A 24672-nucleotide genomic window follows, 5' to 3' on the forward strand; every position below is an offset into this window, starting at 1 on the left:
GCCGCAAGGGCAGCGAAGCCCACCGGGAGGCTCATCCATGCATCGTCGCAGCCTGCTTGCCGCCGCTGCCATCCTGCCAGCCTCCTCCGTGCGGGCGCAGCCGGCCTGGCCCAACCAGCCGATCCGGCTGATCGTTCCCTTCGCCGCTGGAGGGCCGACCGACATTCCCGCCCGCCTCTTCGCCGAGGAGGTGTCGAAGCTCCTGCCGCAGCGCGTCGTCGTCGAGAACCGTACCGGAGCCGGCGTGGTGGTGGGCACCGAAGCCGTGGCGACTGCGCCGAAGGACGGGCACACGCTGCTCTACAGCACCATCGCGCATTCGGTGCTGCGGCCGCTCTTCCCACGCCTCGCCTTCGATCCGGTCGGGGATTTCCAGCCGGTGGCGCTGCTCGGTGTCATCCCGATGATCCTGCTGGTCAACAAGGATCTCCCGGCAAAGACCTTGCAGGAGGCGGTCGCGCTGTTCCGCGGGAAGTCCGGCGAATTTGACTACGGCAGCAGCGGCGTCGGCGGCGCCGTGCATCTGGCGACCGAACTGCTGCTGAAGCGCGCAGGCAACCTCAAGGTCAACCACATCCCCTATCGCGGCTCGGCCGCGGGGATGCCTGATCTGCTCTCCGGGCGCCTTGCGATGTTCATGGATGTCGCCGCCGGCGGCCTTACCTATGCCAAGCGCGGCGACGCGCGGGCCCTCGGCATCTCTTCCGCCGAGCGCTTGCCCCAGGCACCTGACATCCCAACCTTCGCCGAGGGCGGCGTCGCCAATGCCGAGAGCTATACCTGGCACATGGTCTTCGCCCCGGCCGGCACGCCGGCGCCGGTCGTCGAGCAGATCAATGCCGCCTTCAACAAGGCCGCCGCGCAGACCGGCGTACAGCAGCGCCTGACCGACCTCACCATGCTGGTCCGCCACGACACCACGCCCGAGACGGCACGGCGGTGGCTGATGGATGAGATCACCAAATGGGAGACGATCATCCAGGATGCGGGGATCAAGGTGGAATAGCCCCCATCACCGGCCGCAGCACCGCCACCGCCGCCTCGGCCGGCGCCACCGTCACCAGGCGGCCAGCCTGCCACTGGGCCAGCAGTGGCCGCGCGCGCAGGTTCTGCCCCTTCTCGTCGAAGCGCGCACCCCAGCCATTCGGCGTGCTGCCCTCCGCCACATCCGTTGCCAGCAGCGTGGCACGCAGCTTGTCCCGGTCGAGTGCAGCCGCACGCTGCATCGCATCCAACACCAGGCGCGCACCGACGTAATTCGCCAGCGAATGGCCGGAGCGCGGGTCGCTGCCGTAGCGCCGCTTGTAAAGTTCAACGAAGCCCTGCACGCCCGGTGCGGCGGCCTCGTTCACCGCGATCTGCGGGAAGTCGACATCCAGCGTGCCGTCGAACTCCGGCCCGACCGAACGGGCCGTGTCCGTCATGCTGTAGCCGGCCCCGGCGCCGATCACCATGCGCGGCTTCCAGCCCGCCTCCTTCATGCCGCGATAGAACAGCACAATGTCGTTCTGGTAGCCGGTATGCAGCACCACGTCGGCGCCGACCGCGCGCAGCCTCTGCAGCAGCGATGACAGGTCGACGCTTCGCGCCGCATAGCCGATCCGCTCCACCAGGTTCAGCCCGCGCGCCTTGAGCTGCGCCTCCTGTGCCCCGCTCACCGCCTGGCCGTAGAGGCCCTCCTCATGCAGGATGGCGATGCGCAGCACCTCGGCCGGCGTGGACCAGGCCGTCGCCAGCATCTCCGGGATGACGGCGACCGAATCGCGGGCGAAGTCGCTGGCTCGCGGGCAGAGGCGGAACAGCATGCGGAAGCCGCGCTCGGTGATCGGGTCGGCGATGGCGCCGAGCTCGAAGAACGGGAAGCCCTGCAACTCCGCCGCCTGGCTGGCCGCAAAGCCGAGCGGCGAGGCATAGGTGCCGAAGGCGGCCGCCACCCTCTCCGTCCCCTGCAAGCGCCGCAACTCGGCGACCGCCTGGTCCGCCCCGGCCGCGTCGCCCTTCACCAGCCGGATCGGCCGCGCAAGCAGCCCACCCACCGCGTTGCGCTCCTCCGCGGCCAGCTCCAGCCCGCGGAAGCTCTCGTCGCCGAGCAGGGCGAGGCTGCCGCTGAAGGGAAACAGGGCGCCGAGCCTCAGCTCGTTGGCCGGCGCCGTGCCCTGCGCCCCGGCCAACCGCGGCGCCGCCAGGGCGGCAATGCCGCCGAGCAGCGGGCGACGGGCAATCCTCGACATCGGCATCCTCCCGCGACGGATGCGCGGCGGCGGATTCATCGCATGCCCACCCGTCCTGGCAAGGCCCCCTGGCTTGACGCGATGCGCCCTCGCGCGGAACCTCCCCGCAACTCCGGGAGAGACCGCCATGGCACCGCTGCCCCCATCGATGACCGTCATCACCCATGGCGAAGGCGGCCCGCCCGAGGTGCTAACCCCCTCGACGGCGCCAGTGCCTCAACCGAAGGCGGATGAGGTGCTGATCCGCGTCCTGGCAACGGGCGTCAACCGTCCGGATGTCGCCCAGCGCAAGGGCGAATACCCGCCGCCCCCCGGTGCAAGCCCCCTGATCGGGCTCGAGACCGCCGGCGAGGTCGTCGCAGCTGGCGCCGAGGTCACCGCCTGGAAGCCGGGCGACCGGGTCTGCGCCCTGACCAATGGCGGCGCCTATGCCGAGTATTGCGTCGCCCCGGCCAGCCAGTGCCTGCCCTGGCCGAAGGGGTTCGATGCCATCCGTGCCGCCGCCCTGCCGGAGACCTTCTTCACCGTCTGGGCCAATCTCTTCGGCCATGGCCGGCTGGCCGCCGGAGAGACGGTGCTGATCCATGGCGGCACGAGCGGCATCGGCGTTACCGCCATTCAACTCGCCAAAGCTTTCGGCGCCAGCGTGATCGCGACGGCCGGCAGCACGGAAAAATGCAGGGCCTGCCTCGACCTTGGCGCCGATCACGCGGTCGACTACCGCACCCAGGATTTCGTCGAGGAGGTGAAGCGTGCGACCGGCGGCAAGCTGGCCAATGTCGTGCTCGACATGGTCGGCGCCGACTACTTCAACCGCAATCTGAAATGCTTGGCCATGGACGGCCGCCTTGTCATCATCGCCTTCCTCGGCGGCTTCGAGGTGGCGAAGGCCGATCTCCGCCCGGTGATGACCCGCCGCCTCACCGTCACCGGCAGCACCATGCGCCCGCGCACCGCGGCGCAGAAGGCTGAGATCGCGGAAGCACTGCGCGAGAAGGTCTGGCCGCTGCTCGATGCCGGCAAGGTCGCGCCGCCCATCCACAAGGTCTTCCCGCTGTCCGAGGCGGCGGCGGCGCATTCGCTGATGGAGAGCAGCACGCATATCGGCAAGATCATGCTGAAGGTCGCCGACTGATCACTCCCCGCGAAGCCGCGAAGCGGCTTCGCGGGGCCCCGGAACACGTTCCTTTCCTCAGGCCTCGCGCCGCCTCCCCGGCAAAGCCGTGGGGAGGACACCGGGCAGGACCCGCTTTTTGACAGGTGCTTCGAATACACCGCCGTCGCGGGCAAAGACGTTTGAGGGCTATCGCTACCTCGCCATCTCGGTGGTGCTGTTTGGCGGCGTCTGGCCCGTCACCAAGGACGCGCTGGCGCATGCGACGCCGCTTTGGTTCGCCCTCAACCGTTGCGCCATGGCGGCGGCCGTCACCCTGCTGCTGCTGGCGGGGATGCGGCGGCTGCGCTGGCCGGCGCGCGGCGACCTGCCCTGCATCCTGGCGATCGGCCTGCTGCAGCTCGGGGGCTTCTTCGCGCTGACCCATACGGCGCTGGCCTGGATCCCGGCCGGGCGGATGGCGATCCTCACCAATGTCACCGTCTTCTGGCTGATCCCGCTCTCCTGGTGGGTGCTGGGCGAGCGGGTCTCGCCGCTGCAATGGCTGGCGGCGGGGATCGGCCTGCTCGGCGTCGGCGTGCTGATGCAGCCCTGGGCGATGCTGAGTGCGACAGGCCTCGACACCTTGCCGGGCTACTTGATGCTGCTCGGCTCCAGCCTGTTCTGGAGCGTCGCCATCCTCGTCACCCGCCGCCTGCCGCCGCGCCGGCCGGTGATGGAGCTGCTGCCCTGGTGCTTCGCCATCGCCGCCCTCCTGCTGCTGCCTCTGGCACTCTGGCGCGAGCCGGCGGGTGGCATCGGCGCGCCCTCCTGGCCGCATGCCGCCTTCATCGGCGCCGTGGCGGCGCCCATCGGCACCTGGTCGACGATCGAGGCAGGGCGGCGGCTGTCGGGCATCCGCGCCTCGGTTGGCTTCCTCGTCGTGCCGGCGCTCGGCGTGCTGATCTCGAACCTCTGGCTCGGCGAGGCGCTGGGATGGGATGTGCTGGCCGGGGGCGGGCTGATCGCCGCGAGCGTGGTCCTGGCCGCGAAGGGGTAGGGGAGGGAGAGAGGATGCGCCTCAACCTGGTCGAAGCCGGCGACGGCCCGCCCGTGATCCTGCTGCACGGACTGTTCGGCTCGGCGCAGAATTGGGGGGCGGTGCAGCGGCATCTGGCGGCACGGCACCGCGTCCTCGCCCTCGACCTCCGCAACCACGGCGCTTCCGGCCGCTCCAGTGCCATGGACTATCCGACCATGGCCGCCGATGTCGCCGAGACGATGCGGGCAATGGGGGCCGCGCCCACCGCGGTCATCGGCCATTCCATGGGTGGCAAGGTGGCGATGGCGCTCGCGCTCGCCGAGCCGGCGTTGGTCGCGCGGCTGGTCGTCGTCGATATCGCGCCCATCGCCTATCCGCCGGCGCTGCGCCCCTATGTGGAGGCAATGCAGGCCATTCCGCTTCGCTCCGGGCTGACGCGCCGTGACGCCGACGCGGCGCTGGCCGCTGCAGTTCCCGAGCCCGGCATCCGTGCCTTCCTCGTGCAGAACCTGCGGATGCAGGACGACCCGCCGCGTTGGCGCCTCGGCCTCGATGAGCTCGCCGCCGCCATGCCGGTACTCGAGGGATTCCCCGATCTTCCCGGCCGCTACGAGGGACCGACCCTCGTCATCAACGGCGAACGGTCGAGCTACATCCGGCCCGACTCGCACCCGCGGTTCGGGGCTCTTTTCCCGGCTGCCCGCTTCGCCACCGTCCCGGGCGTCGGCCACTGGGTCCATGCCGAGAGCCCGTCGAGCTTCCTCGCCCTGATCGGCCCGTTCCTCGACTAGAGCTTGCTTTAGAGGAACCCGATGGAGATCCAGGGAATGGCGGCGATCACTGCCGTGCCGAGCAGCAGCGCCAGCATGTAGCCCCAGATCGCCCGCATCCCCTCATCCGGCCCGATGCGGCTGATGGCGCAGGCGGCATAGTAGCCGACGCCGAAGGGCGGGGCGAAGAGGCCAATCCCCATCGAGAGGATCACCACCATCGCATAGTGGACCTCATGCACACCCATGTCGCGCGCGATGGGAAAGAGCAGGGGTCCGAACAGCACTATGGCCGGAATTCCCTCCAGCACGCTGCCCAGCACAACGAAGGCCAGGATCGAGACGGCGAGGAACCCCGCCTGCCCGCCCGGCAGCGCCGCCATCACCGCGGCAAGCTGCCGCGAGAAGCCCGACTGCGTCAGCGCCCAGGCCATTGCCGTCGCCGCCCCGATGATGAGCAGGATCGCTCCCGACAGCGCCGCCGTATCCACCAGCATCGGCCTCAGCCGCGACCAATCGAGCTGACGGTAGAACAGCAACCCGACAATGAAGGCGTAGGCGATGCCGATGGTCGACACCTCGGTCGCCGTGGCGACGCCTTCGACGACCGCGGCGCGGATCAGGAAGGGCAAGGCCAGCGCCGGCAACGCGAAGCCGAAGCTCCGCAGGATCTCACGCCCGCCCGGCTTGGCGGCGCCGGCAAGCGACTGCCCCCGATGCCGCCACCACACCACGCCGCAGAGCACCACCGCGAGCAGCGCCCCAGGCAGGAGCCCGCCGGTGAAGAGCGCGCCGATCGACACCCCCGTCACCGAGCCGATGGTGATGAGCACTAGCGAGGGCGGCACCGTCTCGGTCTGCGCCCCCGTTGCCGAGAGCAGTGCGACCAGCTCCCCTGGCTTCGCCCCACGCTCCCGCATCTCGGGAAACAGCACCGGCGCCACCGCCGCCATGTCGGCCGCCTTCGCGCCGGATATGCCGGAGACGAGGTACATCGCCCCGATCAGCACATAGGACAGCCCGCCCCGCACATGACCGAGCAGGTTGGCGAGGAAACGGATCATCGCGCGGGCCATGCCCGTCATCTCGATCAAGCTGCCGAGGAAAATGAAAAGTGGCACCGCGAGCAGGATGAGGTGCGACATCCCCTCATCCATCCGCCCCACCACCACCATGGTCGGCACCCGCGTCGTCAGCGCCAGATAGCCGAAGGTCGCAAGCCCGAAGCAGAATGCGATCGGCACGCCGGCGAGCACCGTCGCCGCCACTAGCCCCACGAAGAAGATGACGAGATTGAGGTTGCCGAGCGGCCTGAACACTGGCCCGGCCCACCAGAACCCCGCCGCGACCAGTGCGACGACGCCCAGCGCCGCCGCCGCCCGCCCCCAGCCCGCAGCCCGCGGCAGGCGCACCAGCGCCACCAGCAACATCAGCAGAACGCCCACCGGTAGGGCCGAGGCCCGCCAGCTTCCCGGGATCTCCATCGCCGGCGTGGTGATGAAGCTCTCCTCCACCGCATAGTCGTAGGCCGGATGAAGCAGCAGCAGCAGGAAAAGGATCGGCGCCGCCACGGCCAGCGCCTCGAGGAAGCCGCGCAGCCCCGCCGGTGCCATGGCGATGAGCGCTGTCATCCGCATATGCTCGGCGCGGCGGAAGGCGACCACCGCCCCCAGCATCGCCAGCCAGAGGAACAGCACGGAGGCCAGCTCGTCCGACCAGACGAGCGAGCTGTGGAACACGTAGCGCGCCACGATGCCGGCCAGCAGCAGCACCGTCTCCACCGCGACAAGCGCCGCCGCCGCAAGCTCCAGCGCACCGCCGAGCAGGCTCTCCACCCGCCCCTCAGGCCGCCGCTCCACCAGGCCGATATCCGCCATGACTCAGGTCAGCTTGCCGAGGTCCTGTTCGAGGATGCCCCAGGCCTCCTCGCCGTAGCGCTGCCCCCATTGCGTGTAGAAGCCCGCCTTCCTCAGCGCCTCGCGGAAGGGCATGGGATCGACGGTGTTGAAGGTAAGGCCCTGCTTCGCCAGCTCCGCCTGCAGCCCGGCATTGAGCGCCTCGACATCGCCGCGCTCGGCCACCGCCGCGGCATTCCAGTGCTTCGCCACCACGGCCTGCGCATCGGCCGGCAGCGCCGCCCAGGCCCGGCGATTGCCGAGCATCCAGAAGCCGTCCCACATGTGGTTGGTGAGGGCGCAGAATTTCTGCACCTCGTAGAGCTTTGCCGTCGAGATGATGGCAAGCGGGTTCTCCTGCCCATCCACCACCTTGGTCTGCAGGGCCGAATAGACCTCGGCGAAGTTGATGCTCGTCGGCGCCGAGCCGAAGGCCTGGAAGAGCGAGGTCCAGAGCGGGCTCACCGGCACGCGGATCTTGAAGTTCCGCAGGTCCTCCGGCCCGGCGATCGGCCTGGAGGAGGAGGTGATCTGGCGGAACCCATTGTCCCAGATCTTGTCCATCACGATCAGGCCGGCCTTGCCGATCTGGGCCCGCACATGGGCCCCGAGCGCTCCGTCCATCGTCTTCCATACCGTCGCGTAATTGGGGAAGGCGAAGCCGACGCCGTTGATCGAGGCGGCAGGCACCAGCGTCGAGAGGATCAGCCCCGAGAGGGTGAAGAACTCGATCGCGCCGCTCCGCACCTGGCTCAGCATGTCGGTATCCGAGCCGAGCTGGTTGTTCGGGAAGATCTGTATCTCGACCCTGCCGCCCGTCTCCTTGGCGATCGCTTCCGCAGCCTCCTTGGCGCGCTGGTTCATCGGATGGGTCAGCGGCAGGTTGTTGGCGTATTTGTAGCTGAACTCCGCCGCATGGGCGGGCCGAATCCGGAGGGCGGGGGCGGCAAGCGCGCCCGCGGCGAGCAAGGTGCGGCGATGCAGTCGGACCATCTGTTTCCTCCGTTCCGGTCTTGGCCGGACTGTCCCGTTGCCCGCTCATAGGCCATGTCGCCCGGGCCGGGGAGGCGGTATTTTCACCGGCAACGAAGGAGGGACCGCCCGCATGACCTCGATGACCGGCCTGCCCGTCTCACAGCGGGTGATGAACCTCGCCGGCTTCCTCGCCCAGACGGCCCGCCGCCTGCCTGACCATCTGGCGCTCGCCTGGGGCGAGCGGCGCTGGACCTGGCGGGAATTCGAGCGGCGTAGCACGGCGCTCGCCGCCTCGCTTGCAGCGCGGGGAATCGGCAAGGGCGACCGCGTGCTGGTCCATGCGCGGAACGGCAACGAAATCCTGGAGGCGATGTTCGCCACCTTCCGCCTCGGCGCCGTGTTGGTGCCGACCAATGTGCGGCTGGTGTCGGAGGAGGTCGCCTATCTCGCCGAGGCCTCTGGCGCGACCGCCTTCCTCTGCCATTCCGTTTTCCCCGAGCACGCCGCCGCCGTCGCCGCCGCCCTGCCTGGCCTCCGCCTGCTGGCAAGCATCGGCGAGGCCGGGTTCGGCACGGCGACGCTGGAAGCGCTGATCGAGGCGGGAGCGGGCCGGGCCTGTCCCATCGCCGATGCTGAGTACGACGACCCTTGTTGGTTCTTCTTCACCTCCGGCACCACCGGCCGTCCCAAGGCCGCGGTGCTGACGCATGGCCAGATGGCCTTCGTCATCACCAACCATCTCTGCGACCTGATGCCAGGCACGACCGAGCAGGACGCCTCGTTGGTGGTGGCACCGCTCTCCCACGGCGCCGGCATCCATTTCCTGACGCAGGTGGCGCGCGGCGCCGCCAGCATCCTCCTGCCTGGTGAACGCTTCGACGCCGCTGAGGCCTGGCGCCTGGTCGAAGCCCATCGCATCAGCAACATGTTCACGGTGCCGACCATCCTGAAGATGCTGGTCGAGCATCCCGCGGTCGATGCGCACGACCATGCCTCGCTCCGCTACGTCATCTATGCCGGCGCGCCGATGTACCGCGAGGACCAGAAATTCGCCCTGCGGAAGCTGGGCAAGGTGATCGTCCAGTATTTCGGCCTCGGCGAGGTGACGGGCAACATCACCGTCCTGCCACCCGCTTTGCACGGGGAGGAGGACGGCCCGGCCGCCCGCATCGGCAGCTGCGGCTTTGCGCGCACGGGAATCGAGATCCAGATCCAGGACGAGGAGGGCAGGGAGGTCGCGCCCGGCACCCAGGGCGAGATCGGCGTCGCCGGCCCCGCCGTCTTCGCCGGCTACTACAACAACCCCGAGGCCAACGCGAAATCCTTCCGCCACGGCTGGTTCCGCACCGGCGACCTCGGCCATATGGATGAGCAAGGCTTCCTCTACATCACCGGCCGCGCTTCGGACATGTACATCTCCGGCGGATCGAACGTGTATCCGCGCGAGGTGGAGGAGCTGATCCTGCAGTATCCCGGCATTGCCGAGGTCGCGGTGGTCGGCGTGCCGGACCGCCATTGGGGCGAGGTCGGCGTCGCCGTTATCGTTCCTCGGCCGGGCGAGTCGGTGGCGGAGGAGGCGCTGCTCGGCTGGCTCGATGGCCGCATGGCGCGCTACAAGATGCCGCGGCGCGTCTTCGCCTGGGATGCGCTGCCCCGCTCGGGCTACGGCAAGATCACCAAGAAGATGGTGCGGGAGGAGATGGAAGCCCGCGGCCTGCTGCCCCTCGCATGAGCCCGCGCCGCCTTGCCCATCCCGGCCCGGCCCTCATGCCGCGAATCGAGAGCGTGGCCGGGCACGCACAGCCGTTCGCCGTCACCCTTGCCCCCGGCCTCTCCTTGCTGGACGCCGTCACCCGCGCCGTCCACGCCGCCGGCTTCGACAGTGCGACGCTCGAGCTGGAGGGCGGCGGCTTCGCGCCCTTCTCCTATGTCCTGCCGGCCCCGGCGCCGGATGACACCCACGCCGCCTATTACAGCGCGACCCACACCCCGCCGGCAGGCGCCCGCCTCGAGCGTGGCTGCATCACCTTCGGTCGCCGCGCCGGCCAGCCTTGGCTGCACTGCCATGCGGTCTGGCAGGAAGCGGCCGGGCGGCGCGGTGGCCATGTTCTGCCGGAGGAGACCAGGCTCGTCGCTCCGGTTCTTGCCCGGGCCTGGGGCCTGACCGGCATCGCCTTGGTCTCCGAGTTGGATGCGGAGACGAATTTCACCATCTTCCGCCCCGTGCCCGCCGCGGGCTCGCCACCGCCCGGGGCGCGGCCCGCGGTCGCCCTCCGCATCCGCCCGAACGAGGATGCTGCGAACGCCCTCGCCGCCGCCATCGGCCGCCATGGCCTCCACCGTCCGGCCTTGCGCGGCAGCCTCGGCAGCCTCATCGGCGCCCGCTTCGAGGGCGGCGGCGCGGTCGAGGACTATGCGACCGAGATGCTCTTCACCGGCGATGGCCTCGGCATCGCCCTGGCCGACATGCAGGGACGGGTGCATGAGGGCGTGTTGCGCCCGGGCGAGAACCCGGTCTGCATCACCATCGAGGCGTTGCTGGTGGAGGAGGTCTGAGCCCCGGCCGGATCGATCCAGTGCCAGCGGCGCGCTCTTCGATAGGTCCCCATGGCGGACGGCCATTCCTGGCCGCCGGGCAAGGATTGCGCCGGGGCACAGCTTCGGCGGAGGATGCCGCATGACCGCCCCACGCCCGCCGACCTTCGCCCAGCAGATCACCTTCCTCTACGCCGAGGATCCTGCCGCCAGCCGGGATTTCTACGGGCGGGTGCTCGGCCTCGAACTGGTGCAGGACCAGGGCTTCGCCGCCATCTATGCAACGGCGAGCCGACGTGCCTTCCTCGGCGTGGTGCAGGCGCGCGGGCCGCGCGAGGGGCGGGAGCCGCGAGCGGAAGGCGGCGTGGTGCTGACGCTCGTCACCCCGGTAGTGGAAGCCTGGCATGTGCATCTGCTGGGTGAGGGGGTGGCCATCGAGGCGCCGCCCGCGGCCCATGCGGCAATCGGCATCACCCATTTCTTCTTCCGCGACCCGGCGGGCTACCTGCTCGAGATCCAGCGTTTCGACCGCGCGGATTGGCCGGAGCCAGACTGACATCCGCGTGTCGGTTCCCCGCCGTCTGCGCAACCATTTCAACGCGAAGGCGTTCCGGTTCGTGCGGGACGGCAGCGCCCTGGCGCCACCTCCCGAGGCGAACGGCAAAGGGATGGAGGAACACATGAGCTGGAAAGTCATCGGCGCAGCCGGCCTGGCGCTGGCGCTGGCGGCCTGCGGAACCAATAGCTCCGACCGCACGACCGGTGGCGCGGCCGCAGGTGCGGCGACGGGCGCCGGCATCGGCGCGCTCGGTGGCCCGGTAGGTGCGCTGGCCGGGGCGGCGATCGGAGCCGGCGCGGGTGCCGTGACCGGCGCGACGACCAGCCCGCGCGACGTCAATCTCGGCACGCCGCCCTGGAGCAACCCCGAAGTGCGTACGCCGCTCGACGATAACAAGTCGACCCGGCGCAGCAGCCGCCGCTCGCAGAGCGCGGCACGCCGGCCGACCAGTGAGGCAGACCGCGCTTACATGGGCGGCGGCATGGTCGGCACGCCCACCAATACCGGCGCGACCACGGGCAGGACCATGGACACGACGACCGGCACCACCGGCAGCGGCATGGGCGCGCGCGGCGATGCGGTGCCGCCCGCCGGTACGGCGCCGGCCGGCAACAGCATGAACAGCACGACGCCAGTGCGCTGAGGCTGGCCGCGGTAGCGGAGCTCCGGCCCCGCTACCGCGACAGCAGCAGGTCCGGCAGTCCGGTGACCAGCGTCACCGGGAAGAGGGTACAGAGCACCACGGTCAGCACCAGCATGAGGAAGAAGGGCAGGCTGGCCATCGCCACCTCGGTCTGCTCCTTCCCCGTCATCGTCTGCATGACGAAGAGGTTGAAGCCGACAGGCGGCGTAATCTCGGCGATCTCCACCAGCAGCACGATGAAGATGCCGAACCACACGAGGTCGAACCCCGCCTGCTGCACCAGCGGGATGACGATGGAGGTGGTCAGCACGATCATCGACACGCCGTCGAGTGCCGTGCCGAGCAGGACATAGACGACGGTGAGGATGGCGATCAGCCCATAGGGGCCGAGGTTGAGGTGCACGACCCCCTCCGCGAGCGCCGCCGGGATGCCGGTGAGCGCCATCGCCTTGGTGAGGAAGGCCGCGCCCGCCAGGATGAACATGATCATGCATGACAGGCGCGTCGCGCCCTTCACGCTGTCGAGGAAGGCCTGCCAGGTCAGCACGCTCTCGCCCGCGGCGAGGCCGAGGAGCGCGAAAAAGGCGATCGGCCAGACCTCGGAGAAACCGATGACGCCGAAGGCCCAGGCCAGCAGGTCGGCGGCGAGCAGCACGGCGCCGGTGCGCCAGCCGGCCGCCATCAGCAGGGCGCCGAGCACGCCGAAGGCCGCCGCCTCAGTCGCCGTCGCCCAGCCGACGAACATGGTGCCGATGACGACGACGATCAGCACGGCACAGGGAATCAACTTGGCGCTCGCCCGGAGCTTCCCGGCGAGGCTCATCCGTGGCTCCGCCCTGGGCTGCTTCGACGGATTCAGCATCGCCCAGATGGCGATATAGGCGCTGAAGAGCAGCATCACGAGCAGGCCCGGGATGCAGCCGGCGATGAAGACGCGGATGATCGAGACCTCGGCCGCCACCGCATAGACGACCATGATGATCGAGGGCGGGATCAGGATGCCGAGGGTGCCGGAGGTGGCGAGGCTGCCAACGGCCACGTTCTCGTCGTAGCCGCGCCGCTTCAGCTCCGGCAGCGCGATCTTCGAGACCGTCGCGCAGGTCGCGGCGCTGGAGCCGGAGACGCTGCCGAAGATGCCGCAGGCGAGGATGTTCACGTGGAGCAGGCCGCCCGGGATGCGCCGCACCCAGGGGGCGAGGCCGTTGAACAGCTCCTCCGACAGCTTGGTGCGGAAAAGGATCTCGCCCATCCAGACGAACATCGGCAGCGCCGCGAGCGTCCAAGAGCCGGTCGCCTCCCAGAAGGAGGAGGCAAGGAACAGCCCCGGGCTCGGATGCACGAAGACCATGGCGATATAGCCGACAGCGGCCAGCGACATGGCGATCCAGAGCCCGGCGCCGAGCAGGATGCACAGCAGCACCAGCAGCAGCAGGGCGAAGGTCAGCAGATCCATCGGTCAGACCTCCGCCGAGAAGTCGCCGGCCGCGGCGCGTTCCTCGGCCGCGACGACATAGCCCGGCCTGGCGCCGCCGAGGACGGTGACGAACTCATCGAGGATGGCGATGAGCAGCAGGCCGGTGCCGAGCGGCACGGCAAGCTTCGGAATCCAGAGCGGGATGGGCACGGTGCCCTGCGCCACCTCCTCGATCTCCCAGCTGAACCACATGTCCTGCGCGGTCCAGAAGGTGACATAGGCGATCAGCACCGCGGCGAGGCCGAGCACCAGCAGCTCCGCCCAGCGCCGGGCGGCGGGCCCCAGCCTGTCGAGCGCCATGCCGACGCGGATCAGTTCGCCGCGCTTGAAGGTGGCGGCCAGGGCGAAGAAGGTGGTCGAGACGCAGAGATAGGCGCTGACATCGTCGGCGGCCGGGAGCTGGAGCTGCATCTCCCGCAGCACGACCTGTGCCATCATCACGCAGAAGATGGCGAAGAGCGACAGGGCGGCGAGGCCGGCGCCCAGGGCATAGAGCACGTCGAGCAGGCGGCGCATGCGGGTCAGCGGCCTCCGAAGACGCGGCGGATGGTCGGCATTGGTGCAAGCCCCCTGATGGCACGTCCCGGCCCGGCACCATCGCCGCCGGGTCGGGAGGCCGCAAGGGGCCATGGCATGGCGGAGATGGCATGGCAGGCGGCGCTGCCCGTAAACCAGGCAGCGCCGCCGCAGCCATGGTCAGGCAGCGCGCAGCGCATCGACCAGCTTGCGGCCGTCCTCGCCGGCGCGCTGGACCCATTCCTCGGTCATGGTGTTGCCGATCTGCTTCAGCTCGGCCATGACGGCGGGCGACACGGTGCCGATCGTCAGGCCCTTCTCGGCGAGCCTCGCCTCGGAGGCCTTCTGCGCCTCCGCTGCATAGGTCCAGCCGCGGTCCTCGGCCTTCTGCGCCATCGCCTTCACCGCGGCCTGCTGGTCGGCCGGCAGCCCCTCCAGTGCGCGGCGGGAGATCAGGATGGCGTTCTTCGTCATCGAGAAGGTCGCCGGGGTGAAGACCTTGGCGTAATCCCAGGCGGAGGTGTCGACGCCGGTCTGGGCGCTCGTCACCATGGCGGTGGCGATGCCGGTGGCGAAGGCCTGGGCAAGCTCGGCCTGCTGGACCAGCACCGGGTTGGCACCGACCAGCGCGGCGAATCGGTTGGTCAGCGGGCTGAAGGTGCGGAAGCGGCTGCCTTTCAGCACGTCGAGGCTGGTCAATGGCACCTGGGTGTAGAAGCCGGCCGCCGGCCAGGTGACCGTGTAGAGCAACGAGAGGCCCTGGCGGGCCAGCCGGGCCTCGATATAGGGGCGCTGCAGCTCGGCCAGCCTCCGGGCGCCGGCGAAGTCGGGCACTAGGAACGGCACGGCATCGGCGTCGAAGAAGGGGTCCTCGTTGGAATAGGCGGTCAGCAGGATCTCGCCGATCTGCACCTGCCCGGTCTGCACGCCGCGCTTGATCTGCGGCATGGGCAGGAGGGAGGCGTTGCCGTGCAGCTGGACCTGCAGCTTGCTGCCGGTGGCCTGATCGAGATCGGCGCAGAACTCGCGGAGGTTCCTCGTGTGGAAATTGCCGTCCGGATAGGCGCTGGCGAGCTGCCACCTGGTCTGCGCCCGGGCGGGTGCGAGGCCCAAGGCGGCCAGCAGGCTCGGCGCCGCCAGCGTGGCGCGGCGGGTGATGGTCATGCGTGAAAGCCCCCGGTTCGTTACCGGCGGCGAGTGAAGCCCGGAAATCGGCTCCTCAACAAGGGGCCTTGGTACAAGCCCCGGTCAGGTGGAAGCATCTGGCCGAGTGCTCTGCCCGAGCGGACGATAGGCTGGCGCGGAAGCCGCCCTAGCCGGCGGAGACCACGTAATGCTTCAGCTCCTCCGCCTCCTGCTCGGCCGCCTCGATGCGCGCCTTCACCAAGTCGCCGATCGAGATCATGCCGACCAGGCCGCCGCCGGCATCGAGCACAGGTAGATGACGGACGCGGCGCGTCGTCATCAGCGAGAGCGCTTCCGTCACCAGCGTCTCCGGACGGATGGTCACGAGATCGCGGGTCATGAACTGGGTCGCCTGGAGGCCGGTGGTGCCGGGGCCATGCGCCGCCATGCCGCCGACGATGTCCCGCTCGCTCAGGATGCCGAGCAGCTCGCCGCCGGGACCGCGGACCAGGGCAGCGCCGATGCGGTGCTCGGCCAGAAGGCGAGCAGCGTCAAGGACCGTCTGATCGGGCCCGAGCGAGATGACGCGGTTACCCTTCGTCTTCAGGATCGCGGCGATGACCATGGGTGCCTCCCTTGAACTGGTCTTCCTTCAGATCGGGCAGGCTGCGCCGCCGCGCGCGCCGGTTGCAAGCAAAAGCGGCGCCGCGGGGCTGCTCATTCCGCCGCCTTCACGGGCTGCGCGGCGGTCAGCGGGGCGCTGGCGGTGAGCTGCGTCTTCACCAGTTCGGCGAAGCGGCCGCCCTGCTGCACCAGCGTGTCGAAGCTGCCACGCTCGACGATCCGGCCGCCTTCGAAGACGAGGATCTCGTCGGCATCGCGCACAGTCGAGAGGCGATGGGCGATGATGAAGGTGGTGCGGCCCGCCATCAGCGCGGCGAGCGCCTTCTGCACCCGCGCCTCGGTCGCGGCGTCGAGCGCACTCGTCGCCTCGTCGAGGATCAGCACCGGCGGGTCCTTCAGCAGGGCGCGGGCGATGGCGAGGCGCTGGCGCTGGCCGCCGGAGAGGCTGGCGCCGCGCTCGCCGACCAGCGTGTCGTAGCCCTTCGGCTGCCGGATGATGAAATCATGCGCCTCGGCCATGCGGCAGGCGCGTTCCAGCTCGTCCTGCGTGGCGTCCGGGCGGCCGACCAAGAGGTTGTCCTTGATCGTCCGATTGAAGAGCATGCTCTCCTGGAAGACGACGCCGACGTTGCGCCGCAGGCTTTCCAGGGTGATGTCGCGCAGGTCGTGGCCGTCGAGCGTGACGCGGCCACCCACCGGGTCCCACAGCCGCTGCAGCAGCGCCATCGCCGTCGACTTGCCCGCACCGGTCTGGCCGACCAGGGCGAGCGTGCGGCCCGGCTCGGCGCGGAACTCGACGTCGGAGAGGATGCGCGGGCCGCCGGGATAGGCGAAGGCAACCTTGTCGAACACCACCTGACCCGAGGCGCGGCCGAGCGAGACGGCACCCGGACGTTCCGGCACGCTGGTGCGGGCGTCCAGCACCTCGAAGAACTCGGCGATGCCGGGCGCCTGGAAGACGAGGCGCGAGACGAAGGCGACGGCGCCTTCCAGCTTGTTGATCAGCAGCATGGCGAAGCCCATGAAGCTGACGATCTCGCCGACCGTCGCCTTGCCGTCGAGATGCAGCAGGGTGCCCAGGATGAAGATGGAGATGACCGTCAGCGTGCTGGCCGCGCGGGTCAGCACCGAGACAACGGCCCACCAGTTCAGCACCGGGAATTGGTGATCCATCACCTGGCGCACGATGTCGCCGAACATGCGCGCCTCGCTCGCCATGCGGGTGAAGGATTGCACGACGATGACGTTGGAGAGCGCATCCTGCGCCGTGCCGGCGAGGCGGGACTGGAACATCTCCACCTTGCCCTGCGCCGTCTCGGTCTGGCGGATGACGAAGGCGGTGATGACGGCGAAGACCACGACCAGGCCGAGGAGCAGCAGGCCGAGGCGCCAGTTCATCGCCAGCGTCAGCGGCAGCAGGACCAACGCTGCGACGAAGGTCGAGAGATGGTCGCGGAAAAAGGCGAGCCAGATGCTGAACAGGTTGTCGGCGCCGACCAGCATCACCTTCATCAGCCGGCCGGACTGGATGTCGCCGTGGAAGGAGAGCGGCAGGGCGAGCACATGCTCGTAGTAGCTGTGCATGGAGAGTAGGCGGTTGCGATGGGCCATGCGGTCCGCCAGCAACGAGACCGCGACCGTCGCGCCGATGCCGGAGAGGCCGACCGCGCTCCAGAGCGCGAGCAGGGCGAAGGCGCGCTCCCATACCTGGTCCCGCGTGCTGGTCGAAGCGTGGGAGAGCACGTCCACCACCCGTCCGAACAGGACCGGCTCGAGGAAGAGCAGCCCGGCGAGCGCGATGTTTGCGGTCGCCAGGCCGGCCGCCACCCAGCGGTCCTTCCACAGCAGCTTCAGGACCCGCCCGTAGAGCCTGATAAAATCCATCCCGGCGCCCCTGTGAGTGGTCCCCATGCCCGGCGGCGCCGGGCCATCCGATGCCGTAATAGGCAAGCCTCGCCGAAGGGCAAGGCCACCCCTGCGGCAACACCGGGATGGGATCGGCGGAGGGCGCCGGGAGTTCCCTGCGTTTTGCGGAACGATCCCGTGCCGGGAGGGTTGACGGCGCGCCGGCCGCACCGCCACCTATGCGGCACGATAAAAGGGAGGAACTTCCAATGAACGTGACCCGCCGCGCGGCACTCGCCGCCGGGGCCGGCCTGCTCGCCGCCCCGGCCCTTGCCCATGCGCAGGAAACCTGGCCAGCCCGCACGGTGCGGCTTGTGGTGCCCTTCACCCCGGCGGGCACCACCGACATCGCCGCCCGCATCCTCGCCGAGCGGCTCACGCAGCGGCTCGGACAGAACGTCATCGTCGAGAACCGGCCGGGCGCGGGCGGCAATATCGGCTCGGATGCCGTCGTCCAAGCCGATCCGGATGGCTACTCGCTGTTGATGTGCACGGTGAGCTCGGGGGCGATCAATTACAGCCTGTATGGGGCGAAAATGCCCTACAAGCCGGACGCCCTGGCGGCGGCCGGCCTGATGCTGCAGGTGCCAAATGCCATCTTCGTCACCAACAGCCTGCCGGTGAAGACGCTCAGGGAGTTGGTGGACTACGTCAAGGCACGGCCGGGGCGGCTCAACAACGGCAGCTCCGGCATCGGCACCTCGCTGCACCTGACCGGGGAGCTGCTGAAATCCGCGACGGGCATCCAGATGCAGCACGTTCCCTTCCGCGGCGCAGGACCGATGCTGCAGGAGGTGATCGCCGGACGGATCGAGGTCGCGGTCGACAACCTGCCTTCCGTCATTGGCCATCTGCGCGAGGGGCGGCTGCGGCCGCTGGCGGTGACGACGAAGCAGCGCAGCCCGGCGCTGCCGGACGTGCCGACCACGGCGGAGGCCGGCTTCCCTGATGTGGAAGCGACGGCTTGGTTCGGCGTGCAGGCGCCGGCGCGGACGCCGAAGCCGATCATCGACCGCCTCGGCACCGAGATCGACGCGGTGGTGAAGGAGCCCGAAACGCGGGCGAAGATCGCCGATCTCGGTGGCATGGCGCCCGGGCTGACGCCGGATGGCGGCACCACGCCCGAAGCCTTCGAGCGGTTCATCCAGGCCGAGATCGCGAAGTGGACGGAAGTGGTCCGAAAGTCGGGGGCGACGGCCGAGTAGCCCACTCAGCTGCCGCGGAACAGGGCGGCCAGCGCCGGATCGATGCCGCCCACCTCGCGTCCCTGCGGCGCCGCGAAGCTGCCGAGGGCTGGCTTCGGCAGCCCGAGCGCGACCAGCATCTCCAGCAGCCGGACACCGCAGGCGATGCCGTCCAGCAGCGGCACGGGTGCGTCGGGCTGCAGCCGGGGCGCCATGCCGGCCAGGGCCGCGCCGCCCAGCACCACCGAATCGGATCCCTCCGCGGCAAGGCGGCCGATGGCGCCGTGCAGCAGGCGCGCCACCCGTTCCGGGTCCCGCACCGCATCCTGCGGCGTCGCCTCCAGGCCGGCGAGGCCGGCGAGGCGGCCGCTCAGCCCGTGCTGGGCGATGCGCTCACGGTAGGTTTCCGTCCCGCCGAAAGTCACCAGGCCGAAGCGGCCCCCGGCGAGGCAGGCGGTGAGGCAGGCGGCCTCGGTCATGCCGACCACCGGGCAGGGCATGAGCTGGCGAGCGGCCTCGAGCGCGGTATCGTGGCTGACGGCCAGCAGCACCCCATCCACCTTGCCGGCGTGGATGGCGAGGAGTTCCAGCAAGGCATGGCCAGCGACGATGTTCTCGGCGCGGGAGGAGATCACCACCGGGCCGAAGCGCGGCGTCGCCGGCAGGATCTCTGTGCCCGGGCCGGCGGCAGCACGCGCCGCGGCGGCACAGAGCGCCGTGATGGCCTCAGTGGTATTGGCATTGGCGACCAGGATTCGCATCGGCTCAGCCCCCGGCCGCCGGGTTGGAGGCCGCCTTGCGGAAGGCCGCGGGGAGAGAGCGCGGGCCGGGCCGGTCGAGGCGGAGCCAGCGCAAGGCGGGCGCCTCCGCCGCGATGCGCAGCCAGGCAAGGCGCGGGTTCACCAGCAGCAGGTCGCCAGCATGCAGCGGCAGGGCGAGGGCCTGGCCAGGCGCCTCCGCCGCGGCCTCCAGCGCGGCAAGGGCCGCCTGCTGGGCGGGGTCAAGCCGCGTCTCGTTCATCGCTGCCCGGTCCAGATGGCTGAGAAAGACCCCCTCGGCGGTGGAAAAGACCGGCAGCGCGGCCGCCTCGCCATAGGGGAAGTTGCGATGCAGCACGGCAAGCGCCGCACGGTCCTCCTTCAGCAGCGAATTGTGCAAGGCGGCGGTCGCGACCAGCCTGACGGCGCCCTCGGCCAGACCGCCGAGGCAGAGGAGCGCCACGGCATCCGCCAGGTCAGCATGGAAGGCGTCCGGGGGGGGGGACTGGGCTTCCGGTAGAGGCTGGCCGAGCAGGCGGCCGAGGGCGATCAAGGCCGCCTCCGGCTCGGCCAGCAGGTCAAGCTTGAGGCCGCGCAACAGGCAGAAGCCTCGGCCCTCCTCCAGCCGCTCGGCGACTTGCCGCAGTAAGGCGGTGAGCTGCGGCCGCTGCGCAGCATCGGGCTCGGCGAGCTCGGCCGCGGCTTCGGCGCCGGCCGGGATCATCCAATCGGCTGGGTTGAGGGCGGAGCCGGCCCAGGCGGCGGGGCCGGCCTGGGGGATGAGGCGGGGGGGCGGCGCTTGCATGCCACGAAGCCTAGCAGCCGGAAGGCGCGGGCGGCAGGGAGGGCGTAGCCGCGCAAGGATGCCATTGCCGGATGGCGGCGACGGATACAGGCTCCTCCTCAGCAACCCGGAGATGCCGCATGGACCAGCCCGTCCTCGACCTGCCCTTCGATGCCGAGGCGATGCTGCCCGGCCTGCGCACCTGGGTGGAATGCGAGAGCCCGACCTTCGACGCCGCCGCCGTCGCCCGCGTGATGGAGATCGCGGCGCGCGACCTGGCGCTGATGGGGGCGCGGATCGAGACCATCCCTGGCCGGATGGGCTACGGCCCCTGCGTCCGCGCCACCTTCCCGCATCCGAACCCGTCGCTGCCCGGCGTGCTGGTGATGGGCCACATGGACACCGTTCACCCCGTCGGCACGCTGGAGCCGCTGCCCTGGCGCGTCGAGGGCAACCGGGTCTACGGCCCCGGGGTCTACGACATGAAGGGCGGCAACTGGATCGCCCTTGAGGCCATCCGCCAGCTCATCCGGGCCGGCATCGCCACAAGCCGGCCGGTGACGGTGCTGCTGACCAGCGACGAGGAGATCGGCTCGCCCTCGACGCGGGACCTGATCGAGGCGGAGGCGGCGCGCCATGCCGTGGTGCTGGTGCCGGAGCCGGCGCGGCCGGATGGCGGCGTGGTGACCGGCCGCTACGCCATCGCCCGCTTCAACCTGCGCGCCACCGGCCGGCCGAGCCATGCCGGGGCGCGGCTGGCCGACGGGCGCAGCGCCATCCGCGAGATGTGCCGGCAGGTGGTGGCGATCGAGGCGCTGACGAATGATGACGTCACCTATTCGGTCGGCGTGATCCATGGCGGGCAGTGGGTGAACTGCGTGGCGACGCATTGCGATGCGGAAAGCCTCTCCATGGCGAAGCGGCAGGAGGACCTGGACCGCGCCGTCGAGACCATGCTGGCGCTGCGGCCGACGGGGAACGACGTGCAGCTCGAGGTGCGGCGCGGCGTGACCCGCCCGGTCTGGGAGCCGGATGCGCGAGGGATGGAGCTCTACGGCACGGCGCGGCGGATCGCGCAGAGCATGGGCTTCGACATCAGCTCGCAGAGCGCGGGTGGCGGCTCGGACGGTAATTTCACCGGGGCGATGGGCATCCCGACGCTCGACGGGCTCGGCGTGCAGGGCGCCGGCGGGCATACGCTGGAGGAGCACCTGTTGCTCGACAGCCTGGTGCCGCGGGCGAAGTTGCTGGCGGGGCTCCTGCAGGTGGTGTGAGGCGGCTTAGGCGGCCAGCGCCGCCTCCAGCGGCGCCGGGTCGAAACCGAAGTCGCGGTAGCCCTGGCGCAGCCGCGCCACGTATTCGGCGGATGGCGGGCCAGGGCGGAAGGCGAGCTCGTGATAGATCCATGCCTCGCCGCCATCGGGCAGGGCGAGGCGGGCGCGCTCATAGGTGTGCGGGCCCTCGTAGCGGTCGAGGCTCGCCATGTGCGCTGGCGTCACCTGCCAGAGGCCGATGGGGCAGGCGGCGGCCGGGTCGGGCTCGATGAGGGCGAATCTGCGGAGCACCAGCCGCCAGCCGGGCAGCAGCAGCCCGCGGGCGACGGTCGCGCCGGGGCAGCGGGCCTGCATCTGTGCATGGGAGAGATTGCTGCCATAGGCGGCGTAGAGTTCGGGCATGGGCGAAGCATTCTGGGCGCGGGCGGCATGGCGCAAGCCCGCGCCGCCGGGATAGAACCCAACCGATGAGCGACATGGCCGGCGACAGCCCGAAGCAGACCGAACGTCCCGACTGGTCCCGCGCCGAGCGGGCGTTGAAGCATGACCCGATGCTGAAGAAGGTCATCAAGCAGATCGGCCCCTGCACGCTCGAGCCGGTGACGCGCGAGCCCTATGAGGCGCTGGTGCGCGCCATCGCGCATCAGCAGGTGCATGGCCGGGCGGCGGAGGCGATCCTCGGCCGGCTGCTGGCGCTGCATCCGGCGCATGCCTTCCCGCCGCCGGAGGCGATCCTGGCGATGGAGGTGGAGGCGATGCGGGGCTGCGGCTTCTCCGGCTCCAAGGTCGCCGCGATCCGCGACATCGCCGAAAAATCGGCAGGCGGGCTGGTGCCGACGCGGGAGGCCTGCGCGCGCTACGACGACGCGGCGCTGATCGAGCGGCTGGTAGCCATCCGCGGCGTCGGGCGCTGGACGGTGGAGATGCTGCTGATCTTCACGCTGGGGCGGCCGGACGTGCTGCCGGTCGATGATTTCGGCGTGCGGGAGGGGTGGAAGGTGGCCGCCAGCCTCGAGGCGCAGCCGAAGCCGAAGGAGCTGGCGGCGATCGGCGAGGCCTGGAAGCCCTGGCGCAGCGTCGCCGCCTGGTATCTCTGGCGCGCGGCGGATGCGGCGAAGCGGAGCGTGTTCAAGCCGCAATAGGGGCTCAGCGGGCGGCGTCCTCCCGCGCCATCCGGGCGCGGGCACTGCCGGCGACACCGGTGCCCTCCGCAACCGGGGCGTAGAGCGAGCCGGAGGTCGGCGGGGCGGGTGCGCCGCTCTCCATCTGGGCACGGTGGACCACGTCGCCGGCGATGCGTTCGGCGAGGCCGGGCCAGATGCGCTGGCCGAGGACGGCGCCCTTCGCCTTCCAGCCGACGGCGAGTTCGCTCGTCGGGCGGACGGAGACTCGGATGATGGCATCGACCACCTCGTCCGGCCCGTCCATCAGCACCATGCGGGGCGTGCGGCCGCTGTAGTTGCCGGCATGCTGCCAGAAGGGCGTGTCGACCGCCCAGGGCAGGACGGTCGAGACGGCGATGCGGTCGCCGAGGCCGCCGAGGCGGAGTTCCTGGTTCAGCGCATTGCCCAGGCCGATGACGGCGTGCTTCGTCGCGCTGTAACTCGCATGGTAGGCGATCGGCACGCGGCCCTCGACCGAGGCGATGTTGACCAGCGTGCCGCCGCCCCGGACGCGGAAGCGGCGCAGCGCGGCGTGGCTGCCGTAGATGACGCCCTTCAGGTTCACGTCGACGACGCGGGCGTGGTCCTCGACGGGAATCTCCTCGAAGCGGCCGATGCTGGCGACGGCGGCGTTGTTCACCCAGACATCGATGCGGCCGAAGCGGGCCTCGGCCGCCGCGGCCAGGGCCTCGACCTGGTCGGGCTGGCTGACGTCGGTCGGGACGACGAGGGCTTGGCCGCCGGCAGCGCGGATCTCGCCGGCCACCTCCTCCAGCACCGCGGCGCGACGGGCGGCGAGGACGACGTTCCCCCCCTGCGCGCCGACGCGCGTGGCGACGCCGCGGCCGAACCCGCTGGAGGCGCCGGTGACGACATAGGTGCGGTTGGCGATCTCCTCCCGCCCTGGCTGGCTGGCGCAGGCGGCGAGGAGAAAGGCGAGGAGCATGATAAGTGGTCTGGACAAGGCGGCCGGACCTTTGGCAGGGCTGCGGCCTCAACCGGTCCCGTGGGCGCCCGTTCCCGGCTTGGGCGGGCGAATGGTGCTTTTCAGGGCGGCCATCCCATGCCATTCGAGCGCCAGTGCAGCGGCTTCGCTTTTCAGCAAGGCGCGAGAGCCTAGATTAGGGGCTGCCCGCGCAGCGCGGGGTTTGGACAGGACCAGGCATGACGACGGAAGTGGCAGCCTTTGCCGGCCTCCCGGCCGGCGCGGAGTCCCGGCCGGAGGCCCTGGCGCGCACGGCGCCGGCGCGGCGGCCGGGCCGGCGCCGGTTGCTCGGCTGGCTCGGCGCCCATCGGCGCGGCGGGGCGCATGAGCCGCGGCTGGAGCTGGTCCGCTACCGCCTGGCCCCGCCGAGCTGGCCGCGGGACCTGCCTCTCTCCATCGTCATCATCGCCGACCCGCATGCCGGCGGGCCGCAGACGCCGGTCGAGCACTTGGCGCGCGCGGTCGGCATGGCGAATGGGCTGCGGCCGGACCTTGTGGTCCTGCTGGGCGATTACCTGGCGGATGGGCGCTTCATCGCCGAACGGCCGACCATGCGGCAGGTGGCGGAGATCCTGGCGGGGTTGCATGCGCCGCTCGGGGTGCATGCGGTGCTCGGCAACCATGACTGGTGGGAATGCCCGGCGGCCCAGGCTGGCCTGCGGATGCTGCCTGAGGCGGCGGAAGCCTTCGCCGCTGCCGGGCTGCCCGTCATGCACAACGACCTTCGCCGGCTGATGCATCATGGACGGGAGGTGTGGCTGGCGGGCCTCGGAAGCCAGTGGGCCTATCGACGCGGTGGTGCCATCCATGGGGCGCATGACCTGGAGGGGACGCTCGCCGGCATCCCCGAGGGTGCGCCGAGCATCCTGCTGGCGCATGAGCCCGATATCTTCCCGAGCGTACCCGAGCATGTGGGGGTGACGCTTTCGGGGCACACCCATGGCGGGCAGGTGCGGCTGCGGGGCTATTCGCCGCTGGTCCCAAGCCGTTACGGCAACCGCTACGCCTATGGAGCGGTGGAGGAGGAGGGGCGGCACCTCGTCGTCTCCGGCGGGATCGGCAACTCGGCGCTGCCGATCCGGTTTGGGATGCCGCCGGAGGTCACGCTGGTCGAACTCGCCTGAAGCCTGGCGGACC

24 protein-coding genes are annotated in these 24672 nt (G+C 70.4%); 12 read left to right on the plus strand and 12 right to left on the minus strand.

What is annotated here, in order from left to right:
• Positions 1–37 precede the first annotated feature (37 nt).
• Positions 38–1006, plus strand: a complete 969-nt coding sequence (locus JMJ56_RS05055) for a Bug family tripartite tricarboxylate transporter substrate binding protein (protein WP_202830483.1) — start codon at positions 38–40, stop codon at positions 1004–1006.
• Here the strand turns inward: JMJ56_RS05055 and JMJ56_RS05060 are convergent.
• A complete protein-coding gene (locus JMJ56_RS05060; RefSeq protein ID WP_236037412.1) occupies positions 993–2231 on the minus strand; it encodes an ABC transporter substrate-binding protein in 1239 nt (412 codons plus the stop codon). The genes JMJ56_RS05055 and JMJ56_RS05060 overlap by 14 nt on opposite strands.
• A 127-nt stretch (positions 2232–2358) precedes the next feature.
• Here JMJ56_RS05060 and JMJ56_RS05065 point away from each other — a divergent pair, with 127 nt between their 5' ends.
• From JMJ56_RS05065 to JMJ56_RS05075, 3 genes are all read left to right on the plus strand, one after another.
• Positions 2359–3366, plus strand: a complete 1008-nt coding sequence (locus JMJ56_RS05065; protein WP_202830485.1) for an NAD(P)H-quinone oxidoreductase — start codon at positions 2359–2361, stop codon at positions 3364–3366.
• A 118-nt stretch (positions 3367–3484) separates the two neighbouring features.
• A complete protein-coding gene (locus JMJ56_RS05070) occupies positions 3485–4384 on the plus strand; it encodes a DMT family transporter (RefSeq protein WP_202830486.1) in 900 nt (299 codons plus the stop codon).
• 14 nt (positions 4385–4398) lie between these two features.
• Complete coding sequence (locus JMJ56_RS05075; protein ID WP_202830487.1) at positions 4399–5157, plus strand: alpha/beta fold hydrolase; 759 nt, start codon at positions 4399–4401, stop codon at positions 5155–5157.
• Positions 5158–5165: 8 nt separating this feature from the next.
• On the opposite strand, the gene JMJ56_RS05080 is transcribed toward JMJ56_RS05075, so the two are convergent.
• Both JMJ56_RS05080 and JMJ56_RS05085 read right to left on the minus strand, forming a co-directional pair.
• Positions 5166–7013: a TRAP transporter large permease gene (locus tag JMJ56_RS05080; RefSeq protein WP_202830488.1), complete on the minus strand. Its 1848-nt coding sequence runs from the start codon at positions 7011–7013 to the stop codon at positions 5166–5168.
• A gap of 3 nt (positions 7014–7016) precedes the next feature.
• Positions 7017–8024 (minus strand): TRAP transporter substrate-binding protein, encoded by a 1008-nt coding sequence (locus JMJ56_RS05085; RefSeq protein WP_202830489.1) that lies wholly within the window; start codon positions 8022–8024, stop codon positions 7017–7019.
• A 112-nt stretch (positions 8025–8136) separates the two neighbouring features.
• Here JMJ56_RS05085 and JMJ56_RS05090 point away from each other — a divergent pair, with 112 nt between their 5' ends.
• The 4 genes from JMJ56_RS05090 to JMJ56_RS05105 all read left to right on the plus strand — a co-directional run bounded on the left by JMJ56_RS05090 (position 8137) and on the right by JMJ56_RS05105 (position 11743).
• On the plus strand, positions 8137–9738 hold the full coding sequence (locus JMJ56_RS05090; protein WP_202830490.1) for an acyl-CoA synthetase: 1602 nt from the start codon (positions 8137–8139) through the stop codon (positions 9736–9738).
• Entirely contained in the window at positions 9735–10562 is an 828-nt protein-coding gene (locus tag JMJ56_RS05095) for a PPC domain-containing DNA-binding protein (protein WP_202830491.1), read from the plus strand. The genes JMJ56_RS05090 and JMJ56_RS05095 overlap by 4 nt, the downstream gene beginning before the upstream one ends.
• Positions 10563–10683: 121 nt before the next feature.
• Positions 10684–11097, plus strand: a complete 414-nt coding sequence (locus tag JMJ56_RS05100; RefSeq protein WP_202830492.1) for a VOC family protein — start codon at positions 10684–10686, stop codon at positions 11095–11097.
• Between the two features lie 7 nt (positions 11098–11104).
• Positions 11105–11743, plus strand: coding sequence for a hypothetical protein (locus tag JMJ56_RS05105; RefSeq protein WP_202830493.1), 639 nt, complete (start codon positions 11105–11107; stop codon positions 11741–11743).
• A 31-nt stretch (positions 11744–11774) separates the two neighbouring features.
• Here JMJ56_RS05105 and JMJ56_RS05110 read toward each other — a convergent pair whose 3' ends face one another.
• The 5 genes from JMJ56_RS05110 to JMJ56_RS05130 form a co-directional block, all read right to left on the minus strand.
• The gene (locus JMJ56_RS05110; RefSeq protein WP_202830494.1) at positions 11775–13196 is read right to left on the minus strand and encodes a TRAP transporter large permease; all 1422 of its coding nucleotides are present in this window, start codon (positions 13194–13196) and stop codon (positions 11775–11777) included.
• Between the two features lie 3 nt (positions 13197–13199).
• Positions 13200–13733 (minus strand): TRAP transporter small permease, encoded by a 534-nt coding sequence (locus JMJ56_RS05115; RefSeq protein ID WP_202830495.1) that lies wholly within the window; start codon positions 13731–13733, stop codon positions 13200–13202.
• Positions 13734–13913: 180 nt separating this feature from the next.
• Positions 13914–14897, minus strand: coding sequence for a TRAP transporter substrate-binding protein (locus JMJ56_RS05120; protein WP_202830496.1), 984 nt, complete (start codon positions 14895–14897; stop codon positions 13914–13916).
• A 148-nt stretch (positions 14898–15045) separates the two neighbouring features.
• A complete protein-coding gene (locus JMJ56_RS05125) occupies positions 15046–15483 on the minus strand; it encodes a CBS domain-containing protein (protein ID WP_202830497.1) in 438 nt (145 codons plus the stop codon).
• Between the two features lie 92 nt (positions 15484–15575).
• Complete coding sequence (locus JMJ56_RS05130) at positions 15576–17366, minus strand: glucan ABC transporter ATP-binding protein/ permease (RefSeq protein WP_202830498.1); 1791 nt, start codon at positions 17364–17366, stop codon at positions 15576–15578.
• A gap of 230 nt (positions 17367–17596) precedes the next feature.
• On the opposite strand from JMJ56_RS05130, the gene JMJ56_RS05135 reads away from it, so the two are divergent.
• A complete protein-coding gene (locus JMJ56_RS05135; RefSeq protein WP_202830499.1) occupies positions 17597–18592 on the plus strand; it encodes a Bug family tripartite tricarboxylate transporter substrate binding protein in 996 nt (331 codons plus the stop codon).
• Between the two features lie 5 nt (positions 18593–18597).
• On the opposite strand, the gene JMJ56_RS05140 is transcribed toward JMJ56_RS05135, so the two are convergent.
• Both JMJ56_RS05140 and JMJ56_RS05145 read right to left on the minus strand, forming a co-directional pair.
• Positions 18598–19332 carry an aspartate/glutamate racemase family protein gene (locus tag JMJ56_RS05140; RefSeq protein WP_202830500.1) on the minus strand — a complete coding sequence of 245 codons (735 nt, stop codon included), beginning with the start codon at positions 19330–19332 and terminating at the stop codon, positions 18598–18600.
• Between the two features lie 4 nt (positions 19333–19336).
• Complete coding sequence (locus JMJ56_RS05145; RefSeq protein WP_202830501.1) at positions 19337–20134, minus strand: hypothetical protein; 798 nt, start codon at positions 20132–20134, stop codon at positions 19337–19339.
• 119 nt (positions 20135–20253) lie between these two features.
• Here JMJ56_RS05145 and JMJ56_RS05150 point away from each other — a divergent pair, with 119 nt between their 5' ends.
• Positions 20254–21387, plus strand: a complete 1134-nt coding sequence (locus JMJ56_RS05150) for a M20/M25/M40 family metallo-hydrolase (protein ID WP_202830502.1) — start codon at positions 20254–20256, stop codon at positions 21385–21387.
• 6 nt (positions 21388–21393) lie between these two features.
• Here JMJ56_RS05150 and JMJ56_RS05155 read toward each other — a convergent pair whose 3' ends face one another.
• Positions 21394–21789, minus strand: coding sequence for a gamma-glutamylcyclotransferase family protein (locus JMJ56_RS05155; protein WP_202830503.1), 396 nt, complete (start codon positions 21787–21789; stop codon positions 21394–21396).
• A gap of 74 nt (positions 21790–21863) precedes the next feature.
• On the opposite strand from JMJ56_RS05155, the gene JMJ56_RS05160 reads away from it, so the two are divergent.
• On the plus strand, positions 21864–22529 hold the full coding sequence (locus tag JMJ56_RS05160; protein ID WP_202830880.1) for a DNA-3-methyladenine glycosylase family protein: 666 nt from the start codon (positions 21864–21866) through the stop codon (positions 22527–22529).
• A 4-nt stretch (positions 22530–22533) separates the two neighbouring features.
• Here the strand turns inward: JMJ56_RS05160 and JMJ56_RS05165 are convergent, their stop codons facing one another.
• Entirely contained in the window at positions 22534–23496 is a 963-nt protein-coding gene (locus tag JMJ56_RS05165) for an SDR family NAD(P)-dependent oxidoreductase (RefSeq protein ID WP_202830504.1), read from the minus strand.
• A 218-nt stretch (positions 23497–23714) separates the two neighbouring features.
• Here JMJ56_RS05165 and JMJ56_RS05170 point away from each other — a divergent pair, with 218 nt between their 5' ends.
• Positions 23715–24659: a metallophosphoesterase gene (locus JMJ56_RS05170; RefSeq protein WP_202830505.1), complete on the plus strand. Its 945-nt coding sequence runs from the start codon at positions 23715–23717 to the stop codon at positions 24657–24659.
• Positions 24660–24672: the final 13 nt, after the last annotated feature.

It is taken from the genome of Belnapia arida (genome assembly GCF_016773205.1).
GTDB classification, from domain to species: domain Bacteria; phylum Pseudomonadota; class Alphaproteobacteria; order Acetobacterales; family Acetobacteraceae; genus Belnapia; species Belnapia arida.

Excerpts from the sequence above, each read along its gene's own strand:
- JMJ56_RS05140 (WP_202830500.1), bottom strand. The coding sequence starts at position 19,332 with ATGCGAATCCTGGTCGCCAATGCCAATACCACTGAGGCCATCACGGCG.
- JMJ56_RS05135 (WP_202830499.1), top strand. The coding sequence starts at position 17,597 with ATGAACGTGACCCGCCGCGCGGCACTCGCCGCCGGGGCCGGCCTGCTC.
- JMJ56_RS05170 (WP_202830505.1), top strand. The coding sequence starts at position 23,715 with ATGACGACGGAAGTGGCAGCCTTTGCCGGCCTCCCGGCCGGCGCGGAG.
- JMJ56_RS05165 (WP_202830504.1), bottom strand. The coding sequence starts at position 23,496 with ATGCTCCTCGCCTTTCTCCTCGCCGCCTGCGCCAGCCAGCCAGGGCGG.
- JMJ56_RS05055 (WP_202830483.1), top strand. The coding sequence starts at position 38 with ATGCATCGTCGCAGCCTGCTTGCCGCCGCTGCCATCCTGCCAGCCTCC.
- JMJ56_RS05065 (WP_202830485.1), top strand. The coding sequence starts at position 2,359 with ATGGCACCGCTGCCCCCATCGATGACCGTCATCACCCATGGCGAAGGC.
- JMJ56_RS05075 (WP_202830487.1), top strand. The coding sequence starts at position 4,399 with ATGCGCCTCAACCTGGTCGAAGCCGGCGACGGCCCGCCCGTGATCCTG.
- JMJ56_RS05095 (WP_202830491.1), top strand. The coding sequence starts at position 9,735 with ATGAGCCCGCGCCGCCTTGCCCATCCCGGCCCGGCCCTCATGCCGCGA.
- JMJ56_RS05150 (WP_202830502.1), top strand. The coding sequence starts at position 20,254 with ATGGACCAGCCCGTCCTCGACCTGCCCTTCGATGCCGAGGCGATGCTG.
- JMJ56_RS05085 (WP_202830489.1), bottom strand. The coding sequence starts at position 8,024 with ATGGTCCGACTGCATCGCCGCACCTTGCTCGCCGCGGGCGCGCTTGCC.
- JMJ56_RS05160 (WP_202830880.1), top strand. The coding sequence starts at position 21,864 with ATGGCCGGCGACAGCCCGAAGCAGACCGAACGTCCCGACTGGTCCCGC.
- JMJ56_RS05130 (WP_202830498.1), bottom strand. The coding sequence starts at position 17,366 with ATGGATTTTATCAGGCTCTACGGGCGGGTCCTGAAGCTGCTGTGGAAG.
- JMJ56_RS05090 (WP_202830490.1), top strand. The coding sequence starts at position 8,137 with ATGACCTCGATGACCGGCCTGCCCGTCTCACAGCGGGTGATGAACCTC.
- JMJ56_RS05110 (WP_202830494.1), bottom strand. The coding sequence starts at position 13,196 with ATGGATCTGCTGACCTTCGCCCTGCTGCTGCTGGTGCTGCTGTGCATC.
- JMJ56_RS05145 (WP_202830501.1), bottom strand. The coding sequence starts at position 20,134 with ATGCAAGCGCCGCCCCCCCGCCTCATCCCCCAGGCCGGCCCCGCCGCC.
- JMJ56_RS05100 (WP_202830492.1), top strand. The coding sequence starts at position 10,684 with ATGACCGCCCCACGCCCGCCGACCTTCGCCCAGCAGATCACCTTCCTC.
- JMJ56_RS05120 (WP_202830496.1), bottom strand. The coding sequence starts at position 14,897 with ATGACCATCACCCGCCGCGCCACGCTGGCGGCGCCGAGCCTGCTGGCC.
- JMJ56_RS05155 (WP_202830503.1), bottom strand. The coding sequence starts at position 21,789 with ATGCCCGAACTCTACGCCGCCTATGGCAGCAATCTCTCCCATGCACAG.
- JMJ56_RS05125 (WP_202830497.1), bottom strand. The coding sequence starts at position 15,483 with ATGGTCATCGCCGCGATCCTGAAGACGAAGGGTAACCGCGTCATCTCG.
- JMJ56_RS05060 (WP_236037412.1), bottom strand. The coding sequence starts at position 2,231 with ATGTCGAGGATTGCCCGTCGCCCGCTGCTCGGCGGCATTGCCGCCCTG.
- JMJ56_RS05080 (WP_202830488.1), bottom strand. The coding sequence starts at position 7,013 with ATGGCGGATATCGGCCTGGTGGAGCGGCGGCCTGAGGGGCGGGTGGAG.
- JMJ56_RS05115 (WP_202830495.1), bottom strand. The coding sequence starts at position 13,733 with ATGCGCCGCCTGCTCGACGTGCTCTATGCCCTGGGCGCCGGCCTCGCC.